The following is a 16,395-nucleotide window of genomic DNA, read 5'->3' on the forward strand; positions in this document are numbered from 1 at the left end:
ATAAAATTCCATGCAACGATCATTTAAATTACTGCTATTCCCAGCTTTACAGTTCAGCGTCGATGCGGGCATACGCTACCCACCTTAACAAGCCATAGGAGTGACACCATGCGGGTATTAATAACCGGAGGTAGCGGCTTTGTTGGTCAGCGGCTCTGCCAACAACTTCTCACCCAAGGGCATGATGTGCAGGTGGTTTCCCGGGCCCCGCATCAGGTGCGTGGCAGGTTGCCGAAAGCCTGCGATATTCGTGATAGTGCCCAGGCATTTATGGATACCCCACCGGAAGTGTTGATAAACCTTGCTGGTGAGTCAATTGCGGCAAAGCGCTGGAGTGACAGCCAAAAAGAGACACTGATTCGCTCTCGTATCGCCAGTACGCAGCAACTGATTACGCTTTGCGAGCAGCTCGAAGCTAATGGGCAAGCGTTACCAAGCGTAATGATTAGCGGCTCTGCGATGGGGTATTACGGTGATCAAGGCGATAAGGTGGTGGATGAAACAACGCCACCAAACGATGAGTTTGCTCATCAGCTTTGTGCGCAATGGGAAGCAGCGGCAAAACCGATCGAGGCAATGGGCGTTCGCTTAGCGATCGTGCGTATTGGTTTAGTGCTTGAGACAGGGGGCGGTACGCTGCAGAAGATGCTGCCACCCTTTAAGCTTGGACTTGGGGGGCGTTTTGGAAGTGGCGAACAGTTTATGCCCTGGATTCATCGAGATGATCTTGTGGCAGCGATTATGTTTTTGATGAACGAATCAACGCTTTCAGGCGCGTTTAATGGCAGTGCGCCGCATCCGGTAACGAATGCTGAGTTCACGAAAACGTTGGCTAAGCAGCTTCACCGACCAGCGATTTTCCCCGTGCCCGCTTTTGTACTAAAAGCGGGCTTCGGGGAGATGTCACAGCTGTTGCTGACTGGGGCCGATATGCGCCCTGCACGCCTGATCGAGGCTGGGTTTACCTTTCAGTACCCGACGCTTGATAAGGCGCTAGAGGCGATTCTTTAGTCTTTCTGCATTAGGCGTTGGGGTCGACTGTGATAATCACTCGCACGGAATCAAGCCGTAAGCGCGTGTTTTCTATCGCGTCGCTGAGCGCTTGGCGCTCTTGCTTCAGCGCCTCAAGTTCTTCACTACGAACAGCTGGGTTGTGCTCAGCCAGGGCGGTCAAGCGGGCTAGTTCTGCATCTAACTGAGCTCGCATACGTGTTTCAGCGCTCTCTACGATGCTGGGTAACTCACGTTCGGCTTCACCTTCCCCCTGAATGAGAAGCGCACGCAGCTGGTCATGGCGGCTTTTGATCAAGTCCCGTGCCAGTGATTTGTTCACTTTCTGCAGATTTTTGCCAAGACCAGTGAAGGAGATCTTACTGGTTAGATTTGCGCCTGATTCATCAAGTAGGACGCGTACTGCCGTGGGGGGCAAGAAGCGGTTGAGGTGCAGCGATCTAGGTGCAGGGCATTGGGTGCGGAACACAAGTTCAGCCATTAAACGGCCGCTGGGAATGGCTGGGTGGCGCAATAACGCCAACGCAGTGTTTCCCATTGTGCCATCTAGGATGCGCTCCATCATTTCGCGTAGCAGCGGGTGCTCCCAAGAGAGTCGCTGAATATCATCTCGTGCAAGTGCCAGTGAACGGCTGTAAGTGGCTGAGAAGCCCTCTTCACCTTTCACGAGCCCTGGGAGTCCGTCCAGCATATGTTGGCTAGGCTGCAAATAAAGCAAGCCATTGCCAATCTCTTGGCTGTCTACACCAAAAATATCCAAGGCGCGCTCTACAAAGCGTGGCAACGCAGGGTCTTCATCCAGTTCACGCACCGCATCAATTACCTGCTGTGCACGAGCAGGGCGGCAGGCATTTAGCTCTAGCAGTCGGTTACGGCCAGCGTCCCGCTCAGCCAGTTTGGCGGTGAACATTTCACGGGTTTCATCGATGATTTCATTGAGCATTTCATCGTCGAGTAACGCATCGGCGAGGGCATCGCCAAACGCATCGAAGAGGTCGCTGCCAATGCCGTGAGGAGCGCTAAAAGCATCCATACCTTCGTGGTACCAGCGCAGCAGACGCTCGCCTGGGCTGCCAGTGAAGGTGGGGACATGGAGTTCAATTGCGTGGCGTTGTCCTATTCGGTCGAGGCGGCCGATACGCTGCTCCAACTGGTCCGGATGCTGGGGCATATCAAACATCACCAAGTGGCGACAGAACTGAAAGTTGCGGCCTTCTGAGCCAATTTCAGAGCACACCAGCACTTGGCAGCCGTCTTCTTCATCGGCAAAGGCCGCAGCGGCACGGTCACGCTCCACGAGCGATAGCCCTTCGTGGAACACCGGAGCGTGATAGCCGCCTAGCACGCGCAGCCCTTCGGCAAGTCCTTCAGCGGTTTCTCTATGGTGAGCAATAATCAGTACTTTGTCGTTGGCAAAGCCGCTATCGCTGTCGTCGCTAAGTTTTTCCAGCAGCCAGTTTACCCGAGGGTCGATATGCCACCAGGATTCGGTGTTAAGCGGATCATTGCTGAGCTCGCGATACATTGTATCTGGATAGATCAATACATCGGGATGATCCATGCCTGTTTCAATCAGCAACTCATCCAGGTAGTCATCATCGCGTTCTAAGCGACGCAGCACGCGCCGATAGGCCGATGGGAGCTCCAACTGAGCTAGGTGTAGGCGACGTTCTGGGAATCCACCCACATGCCGGCGACTGTTGCGGAACATGACGCGCCCGGTGCCGTGACGATCAAGCAGAGCATCGCGTAACTGAGCGCGCGCAGCATTCTGCTGTTCGGTACTTGCTTCAGGGTTACATAACGTTGCTAGCAGCGCCTGACTGTCGCGGTCGTTCGCGACATTATCGACCCGTTCACGTGCCTCGACGGTATTGGGTAGCTCATCCAAGGCATCAATGGCTTGAGCAACAGCAATGTAATGATGCTCTTCGTCTTTAAAGCGTTCGATATCATGATAGCGCTCAGCATCTAGCAAGCGCAGGCGAGCAAAATGGCTCTCGACCCCCATCTGCTCTGGCGTAGCCGTCAGCAGCAATAAGCCTGGAATATCAGCAGCAAGCTGCTCAACGCACTGATAGCCTGGGCCGCTGCCGTCAGGGCTCCAGTCGAGGTGATGGGCTTCATCGACGATGAGCAGGTCAAAGTGGCTCGCCAGAGCCTGTTCTTGACGGTGTGTGTTGGCGAATAGCCAACCTTGACTGGCCAGTACTATTTGGGCGCTTTCAAATGGGTTAGCACTACCGTGGGCGAGACTTTGCTGCTCATCTAGCAAGCTTACCTTGAGTGAGAAACGGCGTAAAAGCTCTACTAGCCATTGGTGAGTAAGACTGTCAGGCACCAAAATTAATGCGCGTTCAACTCGGCCAGCCAGGAGGAGGCGGTGTAGAACCAGCCCAGCCTCAATCGTTTTACCCAGCCCAACTTCGTCTGCAAGCAAGACACGTGGCGCATGGCGGCCTGCCACTTCGTCAGCGATATAAAGCTGGTGGGGAATCAGATCGATACGCGGCCCAGCAAAACCCAGGGCGCTGTGCTGCTCGATGCGCTGATAATGGTGCAGCGTGCGAAAGCGCAGGTCAAACCAATCATTGCGATCAACCTGGCCAGTCAGCAGCCGATCGCGCGCCTGATCAAACTGCATGGTATCGGCGAGCTTTGCCTCGGATAGCTCGCGAGGGTTGCCGTCGCTATCTTCGCCAATATAAGTGATTAAGCCGCTGGTCTCTTTGCTATCGTCTACGATCATCTGCCAGCCATCAGCAGAAATCACGCGGTCGCCGCCGCCGAACATGACGCGGGTTAAGGGGGCTTGGCGGGTATTGTAGGTACGGGTTTCCTGGCTGGCACTGAACAAAATGGTAACGCTACGGGCGTCGCAGTTAAGCACGGTGCCGAGTCCAAGCTCAGCCTCGCCGTCGCTAATCCAACGCTGGCCGGGAGAAAAATCGCTCATGATGCCTCGAGGAAGTCTACGGAAACAGGTTGTACGCCACCGGGGCAGGTTTCCGGTGGCAACAGGGCGGGGGATTCTAACGCAAAGCAGCGGGGGGATTAAGGTCTATCGTGGTCAATCTTTTAACCAGCGTTCCAGGTGGGCGCGAGTTAACTCGCCGACGTGTACGTCTAACGTGTTGCCCTGACGATCAAAAAGTACAGTGGTGGGGAGGCCGGGAGCCTGAAATTGCGCCATTAACGTTTGGTTCGGGTCACGCAGGGCGTAGCGAAAATCCAGTGTTTGCTCGTCTAAATAACGCACTATCGGCAGTAAGTCCTCACCTTGGTTAGCGACTACCACACTGACACCTTCACGCTTTGCTGCTTCTTCAAGCAGCGGCATCTCCCGCAGGCAGGGCGGGCACCAAGTCGCCCATAGATTAACGATAATAAGGTCACCGCTTTCGGCCAGCGAAGGTAAGTGCACTGCGTTGCCGTCCACATCGTCTAAAGTCACCTCTGGTAGCGCATCAATAGCAAATTCATTACCTAAGGGGGCCAGCGTTACCAAGACCAGCCACAGGCTTGTCGTGCCAACCAACATGGCAAGGCCGCCGATGAGTGACAACAGCCGCTCGCGCAGTGCCCAAGCTGTCCAAATTAACCCCGCAATTAGACCACCCAGTGCGTTGTAACCGGGCTGCCATACCTTGAGCGCTTCCAGCGGTTCTGCGCTGTAGCTTTCCCAATTGAGCATGACAAAAACAATCCGGGCCGCCAGCAGCCATACCACCAATAGCCCGTTGAACCAGCGCCCATGCTGAGAAGACGTTAATCCCAGTAGATAGCGGCTAGCCAATAACAGTAGTAGCGCGCAGCCTAGGGCATATAGCCTAGGGGTGGAGATCAGCAGTGGTCCAATGGCAATCGCATTCATGATTTTTCCGTTAAGCAGGTACACTGGTGAACCATACCATGCACGTTAAAAATTACGGAGATGTCTATGCCTCAACCCGCTTTCGACATACTGCGGGCGCTGGCCATTGGGTCGCAGGCGCTGGGTTTAATGCTGATTATTACATTGGAAACCGTAATGGGCGATGCAGCACGCCCCTGGCAAGGGGGTGTGCTGGCTGTCATGGTCGCTGCCGCACTGACGATCGCGTTAATAAGGCTGTACCGAAATAAGCGTTACCAAAAACAGATGGCTGAGCGTCGCCAAAGTGCTGATGAGACGGAGGAACGTTAGAAAGCGTTGCTTGTGTTTTTGGCGTTACGGTTCCAGATTAAGAGGAGTCCCGCGCTGGACAGTCGGGGCACTTAACATACTGGGAGCGACCAATAATATGATTAATAAGCGCGCATTAGCCACCGCCGTTGCGGCCTCGTCACTCGCTTTAGCGGGTATGGCTCAGGCGGAGGTCAAAGTTGGCTTCTTGGGCGGCTTTACCGGGGGAATTGAAAGCCTGACGCCACCCATTTTTGCGGGTGCTCAGCTTGCCGTTGAGCAGATAAATGAGCAGGGCGGTATCTTAGGTGGACAAACACTGGAGATGCCTTCAGGGGATACCACCTGTTCGGACGCATCAGCTGCGTCTAACGCCGCGGATCGTATGGTGAACTCTGAGCAAGTCACCGCGATTGTCGGCGCTTTATGTACAGGAGCAACGATTGCTGCTGCTAATAACGCAGCAATTCCAGGCGGTGTGTTGATGGTCTCACCCGCGTCAACGGCGCCCGCCGTTTCTGAGTTGGATGATAACGACTTGGTTTTCCGTACCGTGCCATCGGATGCCTTCCAGGGCGAAATGCTTGCCAAGCTATTGCTTGATAAAGGTATCGACTTTGTTGCGGTGACCTACGTTAACAACGACTATGGCCGTGGCTTGTCGGATGCCTTCAGTGACGCCTTTGAAGCGGGCGGTGGCGAAATAGCAGAAAACCTCGCACATGAAGATAACCGTGCCGACTACCGCTCTGAGCTTGGCTCGCTTTCTTCGAGTGGTGCAGACACGCTGGTCGTGCTGGCCTATGCCGATACCTCCGGCCAGACGGTACTGCGCCAAGCCTACGAAAGCGGCATGTTCACCCAGTATGTGGGTGCCGATGGCATGGTCGGTGATAGCTTAGTAGAAGCGATTGGCGCAGATGTACTAGATGGAATGATCGCCACACGTCCTGGCAGCCCTGACCTCCCCGGCACGGACATTTTCAATGAAGCGGCTGAAGCAGCGGGCATTGACCCTAGCGCTGTATTCGCTGCCCAGGCTTATGACGCGGCCTTCCTAGTAGCGTTGGCTATTGAGCAAAATGGCAGTGCCGAGCGTGAGGGGCTTTCTGAAGCGCTACGCAGTGTTTCCAGCGCGCCAGGTGAAGTAATACTACCGGGCGAGTGGGAAAAAGCGGTTGAGTTGATCGCAGCCGGTACAGAGATCAACTACGAAGGCGCTTCTGGCTCTCATGAATTTGATGAAAACGGCGACGTGCCCGGCGTTGTTGTGGAAATGGTGGTAGAAGAGGGCTCGTTCACTAGCAAAGGTTTGGTTGAACTCTAGTCAAATGGCGGTACTTGAGAAGTAACCAAAACGCCCCAGGCAGCGAGCTTGGGGCGTTTTTTAGCACTGTGAGTTTTTAGCACTGTGAGGACGTTAACCGTGGGTTTTAATTTTCTCTGGCAGCAGACCTTTCGGAGCAAAGCGCAGTACCAGGGTAATCAACATACCGATTACCAGAACCCTCGCTTGCAGTGCGCGACTATCCATATTGCTAGGCGCTTCCCAGCCGAAAGCGTTCTCCCCTAGCGTGACCACTAGTTGCATTAAAAATAGAGCCAGCGGTTCTGACATAATCCAAATGATATAAACCGCGACCGCCCCAAAAATGGTGCCAAGGTTATTACCTGGGCCACCTAAAATAACCATGACCAGCACCAGGAAGGTGTGATTGAGAGGCAAGTAGCCTTGAGGGTCAAACAGGCTGTTAAAAGTGCCCAGCATGCCGCCGCCAAGGCCCATCAAAATGCAGCCTAATACGAAAATCTCCAAGCGCCGCTTGTTGATATCTTTACCCATGGCCGCTGACGAGACTTCGTTATCGCGAATCGCACGAATCATTCTTCCCCAGGGGGCGTGGTAAGCCCGATGGAGTAAAAAGAAAATCACTGCGATCACGACAGCCGTCACTGAAAGATAAATCGCTCGGGAAAGCGTAAAGCCGAGTTCAGCTGGGCCGGGGGTAGGCCAAGGGAGAGGCGATACCGTGGCTGTGCCGCGTGTCAGCCAGTCGGAATTTTTCAAAAAAGCTTTGATGATTTCCGCGATACCTAGTGTGGCAATGGCGAGGTAGTCACTGCGTAGGCCAAGGCAAACGTGGCCAATAAAGTAGCCAACGCCGCCCGCCAACGCACCACCCACAATCCAGCCTACCCAGGCAGGTAAGCCAAATCCGCCAATAAAGCCCGCCTGAGACTGTATTTGGCTGGTCACTTCGCGAAGCAGGCTGATGACAATCAAATAGAGCACGATCCCGATCACGATGGCGAGCACGGTGCGTAGCCTTTTCGGTACGCCGAATCGGTCAAGCTTCGTCACTCCGACGACGATCAGGGTTGCCGCAATGCCATACAGCAGAACTTGGCCAAGTTCTCCCGGTAGCTCTGTCCCCCAGAATGCGTCATTCACCGGGACGCTAAATAGCATGGCGCAGAAACCGCCGAGCGCGACGAAGCCCATGACGCCAGCATTAAACTGCCCGGCATAGCCCCATTGAATCGTTAGGCCCAGGGCAAGAATGGCGTAACAAGCAGCCTCTACCAGCATACGCGTGCTGTACGCTGCGCCCATGGTGGCGTAAACCGCTAGCACAGCAGCTAATAGAGCGCCAAATAGCACTAGCTCGCGCAACGGAAAGCGCCGTTCAGGAGTGGCATCTTTGGGCGTGTAAGCAGGATTACGGTTTTTTGTGGAATGGTTCATTAGATCACCTTGCCTTTAAACAGGCCGGTAGGACGCCACACTAAGATGGCTACCAAAATAAAGAACGGCACCACAATTTTGTATTCAGTGCCTACAAAGGCGAGATTAGAGGGGAGCTCGAGCCAGGTAGGTAGACTGTCGCGGAACGGGCGCAGGAGAACATTCCAATTAAATACTGCCAGGGTTTCTGCAAAGCCGACGACAAAACCTCCTGCAATGGCCCCGTACGGGTGGCCTACGCCTCCGACAATAGCCGCCGCGAAAATAGGCAGTAGCAGGAAGAAACTTAGGTCGGGTTTAAACGTGACATCTAGTGACAACAGGGTGCCCGCAATTGCCGCCAGTGCGCCTGCAATCACCCATGTGACGGCCACAATGGTGTTGGTATTAATACCAGATGCCTGAGCAAGTTCCGGGTTGTCTGACATGGCGCGCATGGCTTTGCCAAGTCGCGAGCGATTGAGGAATAGGTGTAGGGCGACCACTGCCACTAACGTAATCACAAACAAATAAATCTGAGGCTCGGTAATCACGATGGGGGCTCGAACTCCCTCGAAAGGTAGCGCGATGCGGAAAATTTCCTTGCGGTCATCGACGTACAAGCTTTGACCACCGGTACCGGAAAATAGCCGGATAAATCCTTGGAGCATAAGTGTCACGCCCAGCGAGCCAATGACCATCACAATAGGCTTTACTCCATGGGCGCGTAGCGGCTTATAGAACGCCTTATCAATGCCCACTGCCAGTGCTGCAGTAAGCAGCATCGCTAACGGCAGCATGACGAGCGCTGTAGGTACTCCGATACTAGCGCCCACCGCTGGGAATGCGGTCGTTAGGAGCAGCACCATGAAGGCACCAAACGTCATTATGTCGGCATGGGCAAAGTGGGCAAAGCGCATAATGCTAAAAATTAACGTGACGCCAATGGCACCAATGGCATAAATAGAGCCAGTGACGCTACCTGCAATCACTACGTTATTGATAAAAAAGACCAGTTCGTTCACGCGTTTCTCTCCCGGGCTAGCCGCCCAAAAAGCTTTTGGCGACGTCAGGGTCAGCTAGCAACGCAGCCCCAGTGTCTGTAAAGCGGTTTTGTCCCGCCGCCAGCACAAAGCCTTTATCGGCAATGGCTAAAGCCTGTTTAGCATTCTGTTCCACCATCAAAATGCCCACGCCTGCGGCGTTAATTTTTTTAACCCGGTCAAAAATTTCATTCATATAAAGGGGCGACAAGCCAGCGGTTGGCTCATCCAGCAGCAGCAGGCTAGGTTCAGCCATTAGCGCACGGCCCATGGCGACCATTTGGCGCTGGCCACCGGAAAGCTCACCCGCGGGTTGGTGGCGCTTCTCAACGAGAGGGGGGAAGAAGTCGTAAACTTGCTCCAGCATGCGCTTTACGTTTTGAGGTTTAAGGTAGGCGCCCATCTCTAGGTTTTCTTTAACTGTGAGACTGGGGAAAACGTTTTTCTCCTGGGGGACAAAGCCCATACCACGCTCAACCAACTGATTAGGCGGGAGGTTATGGATCGGCTGGCCGTTAAGCAAAATCTCGCCCTGATTAACGTTCAACAGTCCAAATACTGCTTTTAGCATAGTGGATTTGCCAGCGCCGTTAGGGCCAACAATGACACCGACTTCATCGGCATACAGGGTCATATTGACCCCGTTAAGGATATTCATACTGCCATAGCCGCCGTGCACATCGCGTGCCTCGAGCAGTGGCTTTGGGGATGACGGTGTGGATGACATAGACGCGTCTCAGCTGGGCCGCACCGTGGTGAACAATGGCGACCATGTTGTTGTGGCTATTATTTAGGTGACAAACTCAGCGTTATCAAGCGGCATCAGTGCCGAAATAGGCTTCTATAACGGCTGGATTGTTTTGTATTTCTTCAATTGAACCCTCAACCATGACGCTGCCTTGTGCCAGTACAATCACTGGATCGCAGAGCCGCGAAATCATGTCCATATCGTGCTCAATCACCAGAAAGGTATAGCCCATTTCGCGGTTTAAACGTTCGATGTTGCCCATTAAGTCGCCGAGTAGTGTGCGGTTTACACCGGCGGCGATTTCGTCTAATAGCACGACTTTGGCATCGGTCATCATCGTGCGGCCAAGTTCTAGCAATTTTTTCTGACCACCCGACAAGTTGCCCGCAAGCTCGTTCCGTACATGATGCAAACCAACAAACTCAATGACTTCGAGTGCGCGGCGGCGCACCTCTGCCTCCTGGCTACGTACCAGAGCAGGCTTGAACCACGTGTTAAATAGACGTTCCCCTGCTTGATTGGGTGGCACCATCATCAAATTTTCCAACGCGCTCATTTGGCTGAACTCATGGGCGATTTGGAAGGTGCGTAGCAAGCCTTTGTGGAAACGTTGATCAGCGCTTAGCGACGTAATGTCCTCACCATCCAATAGAATGCGGCCACTATCTGGCGTCAGTGCGCCCGCAATTAAATTGAAAAGCGTGGACTTGCCTGCGCCGTTGGGGCCGATCATGCCGGTAATCGAACCTTTTTCAACCCGGATTGAGCAGTCATTGATAACGTGCAATCCGCCGAAGGCTTTGTTGACGTGTTGTACCTCAATAAGGGGAGTCATCGTGTCCTCGCGCCTTAGGCGACCTTGGCCGCCCGCGTTATTAGCATTATATTAAGTAGACTTACGTAGCCGCTGACTCAAGGCAAATGCACCCACAATGAGCAGCGCGCCGAGGCTTGGGATAACGTAACCTTCCACCTGTGGAATAGTGCGTAAAAATACAAACGACACCGCAGCAGGGCCAACAAAGCGCACCAGGAACCGCCAAGTTTTGAACCAAGTGATGTTGGTGCCAAGCTCTTTCATGACTTCACTTTGAGTCAGTGCCCAGCCTGCGAATAGAGCGATCAATAACCCGCCCAGCGGCATAAAGATATTGGTCAAAAGCTCAATAAATTCAAAAGCGCTGCGTCCAAATAGAGCGTGGGAAATCGTACCTTCTGCCCACACATTGAAGCTCACCACTGTCAGTAAGCCCATCGCCCAAGCAGCGACGACCATGATAGTGACCGCCTGGGGGCGCGTCATATCAAAACGTTCGACTAAGAAGGCCGCAACCGGCTCTATTAATGAAATAGATGAGCTAACTGCGGCCCCTAGCACCAGAATAAAGAAGACGCCGCCTACCAGAGCACCAAACGGCATGTCAGCAAATGCTAGCGGCAGAGTAACAAACATCAGTCCCGGGCCTTGGCCGGTTTCTAGCCCTGCACCAAATACCAGCGAGAAAATTGCTAACCCTGCCACCATGGCAACCGCAGTATCTACAAATGCCACGGCGATAGCGGTTCGGGTGAGAGAAGCTTCGCTGGACATATAAGCGCCGTAGGCCATGATGGCACCCATCCCAAGGCTCAGGGTGAAGAAGGATTGCCCCATCGCCTGTAACCAGCCTTCTAAGCTGAGATCAGCAATATTGAACGTAAACAGGAAGCTTGCTGCCGCTCTTACGTCTCCATTGATGACGCCGTAGATAAGTACCACGATGAGTATCACAAACAGCGCTGGCATCATGATGCGCAGCCCTGACTCGATCCCTTTATGAATCCCCATGCCGACAATTAACGCCGAGAAGGCGATAAACAGTGTGTGATAAAGCGTCATCAGGCCCGGAGACGCCAGCAACGCATCAAACCCAGCGCTAATCGTTGCTGCATCGGCACCGACTAATGAGCCGGTTAGCATCAGCCACGTGTAGTGCAATGCCCAGCCAGCAATGACAGAATAAAAACTCAAAATTAAAAAGGCGGAAGCAGCCCCCAGCCAGCCAATGGATTCCCAGGCACGGGAGGTCTTGTGTGTTTTAGTTAAGTGACGCATCCCCATGATAGGGCTTTGTCGACTGGTTCGACCAAGCATGGTTTCCGCAATCAAAATGGGGATGCCGACAGCAAAAATGGTCAGTGCGTAAATTAAAATAAACGCGCCGCCGCCGTTTTCCCCAGTCAGATAGGGGAAGCGCCAGAGGTTTCCTAAGCCGACGGCTGAGCCAACCGCTGCCAGCAAAAATGTGCCTTTGTGAGTCCAGACGTTATGACCGCTCATGTGGAGGAGTGTCCGTGTGGTAGTGAAAGGATGGGGATAAGCATCCAAACACTTGTATGAATTGTAGGTTGCCAGCGGCCCTAGGACGCACTGTTAATAGCGCTACTTTGCGATAGAACGCCTACGCTTACCAGCCTGCTAGCGTTAAGGCTGCGTTTATGAAGCCGCTTGGCGCAGGGGGCGGGGCGTGTGGGGTAATGCGAAGGCGGGAAATGAGCGAAGGAAGATCGTTATCGCACGTCATAAAAGAAGCCCGCACATGGCGGGCTTTCGGGGACTTGCTAGCGAGCATTGACTGGCGAGTGCTTACTTCTTGCTAGAACGCTTGCGCTCGTTTTCGGTCAGGTGCTTCTTGCGTAGACGAATATGGCTGGGAGTAACTTCAACCAGTTCATCGGAATCCAAGAATTCGATGGCCTGCTCAAGAGTGAACTTGATCGGCGGCGTCAACACGATGTTTTCATCGTTACCCGTTGAGCGCATGTTATCGAGCTTTTTGCCTTTGGTCGGGTTAACGACCATGTCATTGGCACGATTATTAATGCCAATCAGCATGCCTTCGTATACTTCAGTCGCGTGATCAATGATTAGCTTGCCACGTTCCTGCAAGGCGTAAAGTGCATAAGCAAGGGCTTTTCCACCGACCATGGAGACCAATACGCCATTGCGACGCTCGATAGAAGCATCGGGCTTTAGCGGGCCGTAGTGGTCAAAGCGGCTAGTCAGGATGCCGGTGCCTGAGGTCAAGGTTAAGAACTGACCACGGAAACCGATCAAGCCACGCGCCGGAATAATAAAGTCTAAACGAACACGACCCTTGCCATCAGGATTCATGTTAGTTAGCTCGCCCTTACGGTAGCCAAGCTCTTCCATGATGGAGCCTTGATGCTGCTCTTCACAGTCGATAATGACCTCTTCATAGGGCTCTTGCTTAACGCCGTCGATCTCTTTAATGATAACTTCTGGGCGGCCAACTGCCAGCTCGAAACCTTCGCGGCGCATGGTTTCAATCAATACCGACAAGTGCAGCTCACCACGGCCAGAAACTTTGAATTTCTCAGGAGTTTCGCCCTGTTCAACGCGCAGTGCCACGTTGTGGATCAGTTCTTGTTCCAAACGATCTTTAATATTACGGCTGGTGACGAACTTGCCTTCTTTGCCAGCGAACGGCGAGTCATTGACCTGGAACGTCATTGAAACGGTCGGTTCGTCAACAGACAGTGGCGGCAATGCTTCAATGGCACTGGGGTCACACAGCGTGTCAGAGATCGATAGATCTTCAATGCCAGTAACGCAGACGATATCACCTGCCGTCGCTTCCGTCGTTTGGACGCGCTCAAGACCCATATGAGTCATGACCTGACCGATTTTACCCTTGCGAGTAGAGCCATCAACGCTGATGACCGAAATTTGCTGGTTAGGCTTCACCGAGCCACGCTTGATGCGGCCAAGGCCGATTACGCCGACGTAGCTATTGTAATCCAGCGCGGAGATTTGCATCTGGAATGGACCGTCAATCTCAACTGCGGGAGGCTCAACGATATCGACAATTGCCTGGAACATGGGGTCCATGTTGTCAGCCAGCTCTTCTGGATCCATGCCAGCAATGCCGTTCAGCGCCGAGCAGTAGATGATCGGGAAATCAAGCTGATCGTCGGAAGCTCCCAAGTTATCAAACAGATCAAAAATCTGATCAATAACCCAGTCCGGGCGTGCGCCGGGACGGTCAATTTTATTGACGACGACGATCGGCTTCAGCCCCTGGGCAAATGCTTTTTGAGTAACGAAGCGAGTCTGCGGCATAGGGCCGTCAACGGCGTCTACCAGAAGCAGTACCGAGTCCACCATGGACATAACCCGCTCAACCTCGCCACCAAAGTCGGCGTGTCCAGGGGTGTCCACGATGTTGATGTGGTAATCCTTACCATTGCCATCTTGCCACTGAATAGCAGTGTTTTTGGCCAGGATGGTAATACCACGCTCTTTCTCCTGGTCATTGGAGTCCATGATGCGCTCTTGGCCTTCGGCCTTACGGTCGAGCGTTCCAGACTGGCTTAACAGCTTGTCTACCAAGGTAGTTTTACCATGGTCAACGTGGGCGATGATGGCAATGTTGCGAAGATTCTCGATCACGACGCGATCCTGCTAGAAAAATAGGGCGGCATTATAGGGTCTGGGCGCGGTCCACTACCAGTGCTGTCTTAAATAAAGGTGCAAGTCAATAACCTAAATATGGCAGTTTTCGCTCCAGCAGTGCTTCCGTTAAGATAGGCGTTTTCCCAGTTGGGGCAAGCACATGACCATCGGTAACCTGATGCGTTTGTTAAGCGATGGCGAGGTTCATTCCGGTGAACAATTAGGTGAAGCGCTGGGCGTTTCCCGAGCCGCCGTATGGAAACAACTAAAAAAATTAGACGCGCTGGGCGTTGAACTGGTGGCTGTGAAAGGTCGAGGTTATCGACTTGCCTATCCGTTAGAGCCGCTGGATGGCGCAAAAATTGTGGAGCGTTTGCCCGCTAGTGCTCGCCATCTCTTGGCCAGGCTATTCATTGAAGATCAACTGCCATCGAGCAATGAATATGTGCGCGAGCGCTTTGCGCAGGGAGCGGGGCACGGTGAGGTATGCTTTGCTGAGTTACAAACCGCAGGTCGTGGTCGGCGCGGGCGCGTATGGTCTACGCCTTGGGGGCAGAGCTTGATGCTTTCGCTTGGCTGGCGTTTTGAATCAGGGGTTAATGCCCTAGAAGGGTTGAGTCTTGCGGTTGGCGTGGTGGTTGCTCAAGTGCTGGAGCAGTATGAGGTTTCACCCAAATTAAAATGGCCTAACGATATATTACTGGCAGAAAAAGGTAGTGAGCTTGGCAAGCTGGCCGGTATTTTGATTGAAGTCACTGGGGATGCAGCAGGGCCCTGTGAAGTAGTCATTGGAATTGGCATGAATCTGTCGCTACCCGATAGTCTGCGTGCCACTATTGATCAGCCTGTGGCAGCGCTGTTTGATGCAAAAACGGGCATTTCACGCAATCAGTTAGCCGCAGATATGGTATCTGGGTTATTGGATATGCTGGCAGGCTTCGAAAGCGAAGGATTTTCCCGTTGGCGAGACGAATGGAACAGTCGCCATGCCTATGCAGGGTTACCGATTCGTATTATTCAGGGTGAGCGCTCAAGCGATGCAGTGGCTAGAGAGGTAGATGAGAGTGGTAATCTTTGGGTTACCGAAAATGATCACTCGCGACGCCTGTCGGGCGGTGAGATCAGTGTACGCAGGCGCCTATGATTTTGGATTTGGATATCGGCAATACGCTATCGAAATGGCGTTTAAAAGATGCCGAAAGTAGTGAAATACGTTCACGAGGTGCTGTGTGGACACGAGAAGAATGGCGGCCTGGGGCAGATATTCCGAATCTTGACGTAGTAGAGGCGGTACGCATTTCCAGTGTCGCTAGAGCTGCCGTGCTAGAGGAGACCGTAGCCTTACTGCGTCGCCAGGTGCGCCAAGTATATGTTGCGCGTTCAACCCCTGAAGCATTGGGTGTTGTTAACGGCTATGAAGAGGCCGGACGGCTGGGTGTAGATCGTTGGATGGGCGCGCTGGCAGGCTATCAATTGGCGGGCGGTTGCTGTGCAGTCGATTGCGGTAGTGCGATCACTATTGATTTTGTATTGCCTGGCGGTGTCCATCTCGGAGGGTTTATTGTACCCGGATTACGATTAATGAAAGAGAGCCTCAAATTAGGCACCCGCAACGTAGCAATTGACCCAGAAAGTGAAGCTGATGCGTTACTGGAGCCGGGGAGGCGCACGGTAGACGCTGTCAATCACGGTATCTATATGGCGGCGGTCAGTGCGATTAACAGAATTTACAGTGAAGTATGCGATCAGCAGGGGATTGCACTGCCGATGCTATTGACCGGTGGTGATGCCAGAGTGATTTCGCGCGGTGTTCAAGTGCCCCATGCGGTATGGCCGGATATGGTGTACGGGGGGTTGGAAGCTAGCTTTCCGCTGACCTTTGCGGAGCGTGCTGGGAAAATGTCGGGTGCACCTGGAGTGCCTGAGCCTGTTTCGTTAGAAAAAATTCGCGCAGGTCTTGCATTCTCAATGCTGCTTTGACAGAATGCAGCGCGTTCCAAGGCACAAGCCACGTTAAATATTAGTGTGCAAGTGTTGATAGGCTCACAAGCTTTGATAAATAAAAGGTTTGCAAGCTTGACACTGCTTTGGAGGCTGGCATAATGTGCCGCCACAGCTGGAGAGGTTCCCGAGTGGCCAAAGGGAGCAGACTGTAAATCTGCCGCGAAAGCTTCGAAGGTTCGAATCCTTCCCTCTCCACCAGTTTTATCGAGCAGTGGCTATGTCATTGCTTGGGAATGAAAGGTC

13 protein-coding genes and 1 tRNA gene are annotated in these 16,395 nt (G+C 53.2%); 6 read left to right on the forward strand and 8 right to left on the reverse strand.

Annotated features, from left to right (window positions below; all coding sequences use genetic code 11):
* Window positions 1-108: 108 nt before the first annotated feature.
* Window positions 109-1,011: a TIGR01777 family oxidoreductase gene (locus B6A39_RS00760; RefSeq protein ID WP_083000420.1), complete on the forward strand. Its 903-nt coding sequence runs from the start codon at window positions 109-111 to the stop codon at window positions 1,009-1,011.
* A 10-nt stretch (window positions 1,012-1,021) separates the two neighbouring features.
* On the opposite strand, the gene rapA is transcribed toward B6A39_RS00760, so the two are convergent.
* Together rapA and B6A39_RS00770 are read right to left on the reverse strand one after the other, a co-directional pair.
* On the reverse strand, window positions 1,022-3,967 hold the full coding sequence (gene rapA, locus B6A39_RS00765; protein ID WP_083000422.1) for an RNA polymerase-associated protein RapA: 2,946 nt from the start codon (window positions 3,965-3,967) through the stop codon (window positions 1,022-1,024).
* 114 nt (window positions 3,968-4,081) lie between these two features.
* A complete protein-coding gene (locus B6A39_RS00770) occupies window positions 4,082-4,885 on the reverse strand; it encodes a TlpA disulfide reductase family protein (protein ID WP_083000425.1) in 804 nt (267 codons plus the stop codon).
* A gap of 66 nt (window positions 4,886-4,951) precedes the next feature.
* Between B6A39_RS00770 and B6A39_RS00775 the strand changes: the two genes are divergently transcribed.
* Together B6A39_RS00775 and B6A39_RS00780 are read left to right on the forward strand one after the other, a co-directional pair.
* Window positions 4,952-5,197 (forward strand): hypothetical protein, encoded by a 246-nt coding sequence (locus B6A39_RS00775; protein ID WP_083000427.1) that lies wholly within the window; start codon window positions 4,952-4,954, stop codon window positions 5,195-5,197.
* Between the two features lie 97 nt (window positions 5,198-5,294).
* Window positions 5,295-6,503 carry an ABC transporter substrate-binding protein gene (locus tag B6A39_RS00780; RefSeq protein WP_083000430.1) on the forward strand — a complete coding sequence of 403 codons (1,209 nt, stop codon included), beginning with the start codon at window positions 5,295-5,297 and terminating at the stop codon, window positions 6,501-6,503.
* A gap of 93 nt (window positions 6,504-6,596) precedes the next feature.
* On the opposite strand, the gene B6A39_RS00785 is transcribed toward B6A39_RS00780, so the two are convergent.
* From B6A39_RS00785 to typA, 6 genes are all read right to left on the reverse strand, one after another.
* A complete protein-coding gene (locus B6A39_RS00785; RefSeq protein WP_083000432.1) occupies window positions 6,597-7,922 on the reverse strand; it encodes a branched-chain amino acid ABC transporter permease in 1,326 nt (441 codons plus the stop codon).
* Window positions 7,922-8,926, reverse strand: coding sequence for a branched-chain amino acid ABC transporter permease (locus B6A39_RS00790; RefSeq protein WP_083000434.1), 1,005 nt, complete (start codon window positions 8,924-8,926; stop codon window positions 7,922-7,924). Before B6A39_RS00790 ends, B6A39_RS00785 begins: the two co-directional genes overlap by 1 nt.
* Window positions 8,927-8,942: 16 nt before the next feature.
* Window positions 8,943-9,671 (reverse strand): ABC transporter ATP-binding protein, encoded by a 729-nt coding sequence (locus B6A39_RS00795; protein ID WP_083000436.1) that lies wholly within the window; start codon window positions 9,669-9,671, stop codon window positions 8,943-8,945.
* An 85-nt stretch (window positions 9,672-9,756) separates the two neighbouring features.
* The gene (locus tag B6A39_RS00800; protein WP_083000439.1) at window positions 9,757-10,527 is read right to left on the reverse strand and encodes an ABC transporter ATP-binding protein; all 771 of its coding nucleotides are present in this window, start codon (window positions 10,525-10,527) and stop codon (window positions 9,757-9,759) included.
* A 51-nt stretch (window positions 10,528-10,578) separates the two neighbouring features.
* On the reverse strand, window positions 10,579-12,012 hold the full coding sequence (locus B6A39_RS00805) for a sodium-dependent transporter (protein ID WP_083000441.1): 1,434 nt from the start codon (window positions 12,010-12,012) through the stop codon (window positions 10,579-10,581).
* 306 nt (window positions 12,013-12,318) lie between these two features.
* Window positions 12,319-14,145 (reverse strand): translational GTPase TypA, encoded by a 1,827-nt coding sequence (gene typA / locus B6A39_RS00810; protein WP_083000443.1) that lies wholly within the window; start codon window positions 14,143-14,145, stop codon window positions 12,319-12,321.
* Window positions 14,146-14,308: 163 nt separating this feature from the next.
* On the opposite strand from typA, the gene B6A39_RS00815 reads away from it, so the two are divergent.
* The 3 genes from B6A39_RS00815 (at window position 14,309) to B6A39_RS00825 (ending at window position 16,350) form a co-directional block, all read left to right on the forward strand.
* Window positions 14,309-15,292 (forward strand): biotin--[acetyl-CoA-carboxylase] ligase, encoded by a 984-nt coding sequence (locus tag B6A39_RS00815; RefSeq protein ID WP_083000446.1) that lies wholly within the window; start codon window positions 14,309-14,311, stop codon window positions 15,290-15,292.
* On the forward strand, window positions 15,289-16,128 hold the full coding sequence (locus tag B6A39_RS00820) for a type III pantothenate kinase (RefSeq protein ID WP_083000448.1): 840 nt from the start codon (window positions 15,289-15,291) through the stop codon (window positions 16,126-16,128). The genes B6A39_RS00815 and B6A39_RS00820 overlap by 4 nt, the downstream gene beginning before the upstream one ends.
* A gap of 138 nt (window positions 16,129-16,266) precedes the next feature.
* Window positions 16,267-16,350 (forward strand) — tRNA-Tyr (locus B6A39_RS00825).
* Window positions 16,351-16,395 lie beyond the last annotated feature (45 nt).

It is taken from the genome of Halomonas sp. GT, assembly GCF_002082565.1.
In the GTDB taxonomy this organism is placed as follows: domain Bacteria; phylum Pseudomonadota; class Gammaproteobacteria; order Pseudomonadales; family Halomonadaceae; genus Vreelandella.

Bases quoted from the DNA above. Each gene is read 5' to 3' on its own strand.
- B6A39_RS00800 (WP_083000439.1), bottom strand. From the start codon at position 10,527: ATGACTCCCCTTATTGAGGTACAACACGTCAACAAAGCCTTCGGCGGA.
- B6A39_RS00760 (WP_083000420.1), top strand. From the start codon at position 109: ATGCGGGTATTAATAACCGGAGGTAGCGGCTTTGTTGGTCAGCGGCTC.
- B6A39_RS00815 (WP_083000446.1), top strand. From the start codon at position 14,309: ATGACCATCGGTAACCTGATGCGTTTGTTAAGCGATGGCGAGGTTCAT.
- B6A39_RS00770 (WP_083000425.1), bottom strand. From the start codon at position 4,885: ATGAATGCGATTGCCATTGGACCACTGCTGATCTCCACCCCTAGGCTA.
- B6A39_RS00780 (WP_083000430.1), top strand. From the start codon at position 5,295: ATGATTAATAAGCGCGCATTAGCCACCGCCGTTGCGGCCTCGTCACTC.
- B6A39_RS00820 (WP_083000448.1), top strand. From the start codon at position 15,289: ATGATTTTGGATTTGGATATCGGCAATACGCTATCGAAATGGCGTTTA.
- B6A39_RS00795 (WP_083000436.1), bottom strand. From the start codon at position 9,671: ATGTCATCCACACCGTCATCCCCAAAGCCACTGCTCGAGGCACGCGAT.
- B6A39_RS00805 (WP_083000441.1), bottom strand. From the start codon at position 12,012: ATGAGCGGTCATAACGTCTGGACTCACAAAGGCACATTTTTGCTGGCA.
- rapA (WP_083000422.1), bottom strand. From the start codon at position 3,967: ATGAGCGATTTTTCTCCCGGCCAGCGTTGGATTAGCGACGGCGAGGCT.
- B6A39_RS00775 (WP_083000427.1), top strand. From the start codon at position 4,952: ATGCCTCAACCCGCTTTCGACATACTGCGGGCGCTGGCCATTGGGTCG.
- B6A39_RS00785 (WP_083000432.1), bottom strand. From the start codon at position 7,922: ATGAACCATTCCACAAAAAACCGTAATCCTGCTTACACGCCCAAAGAT.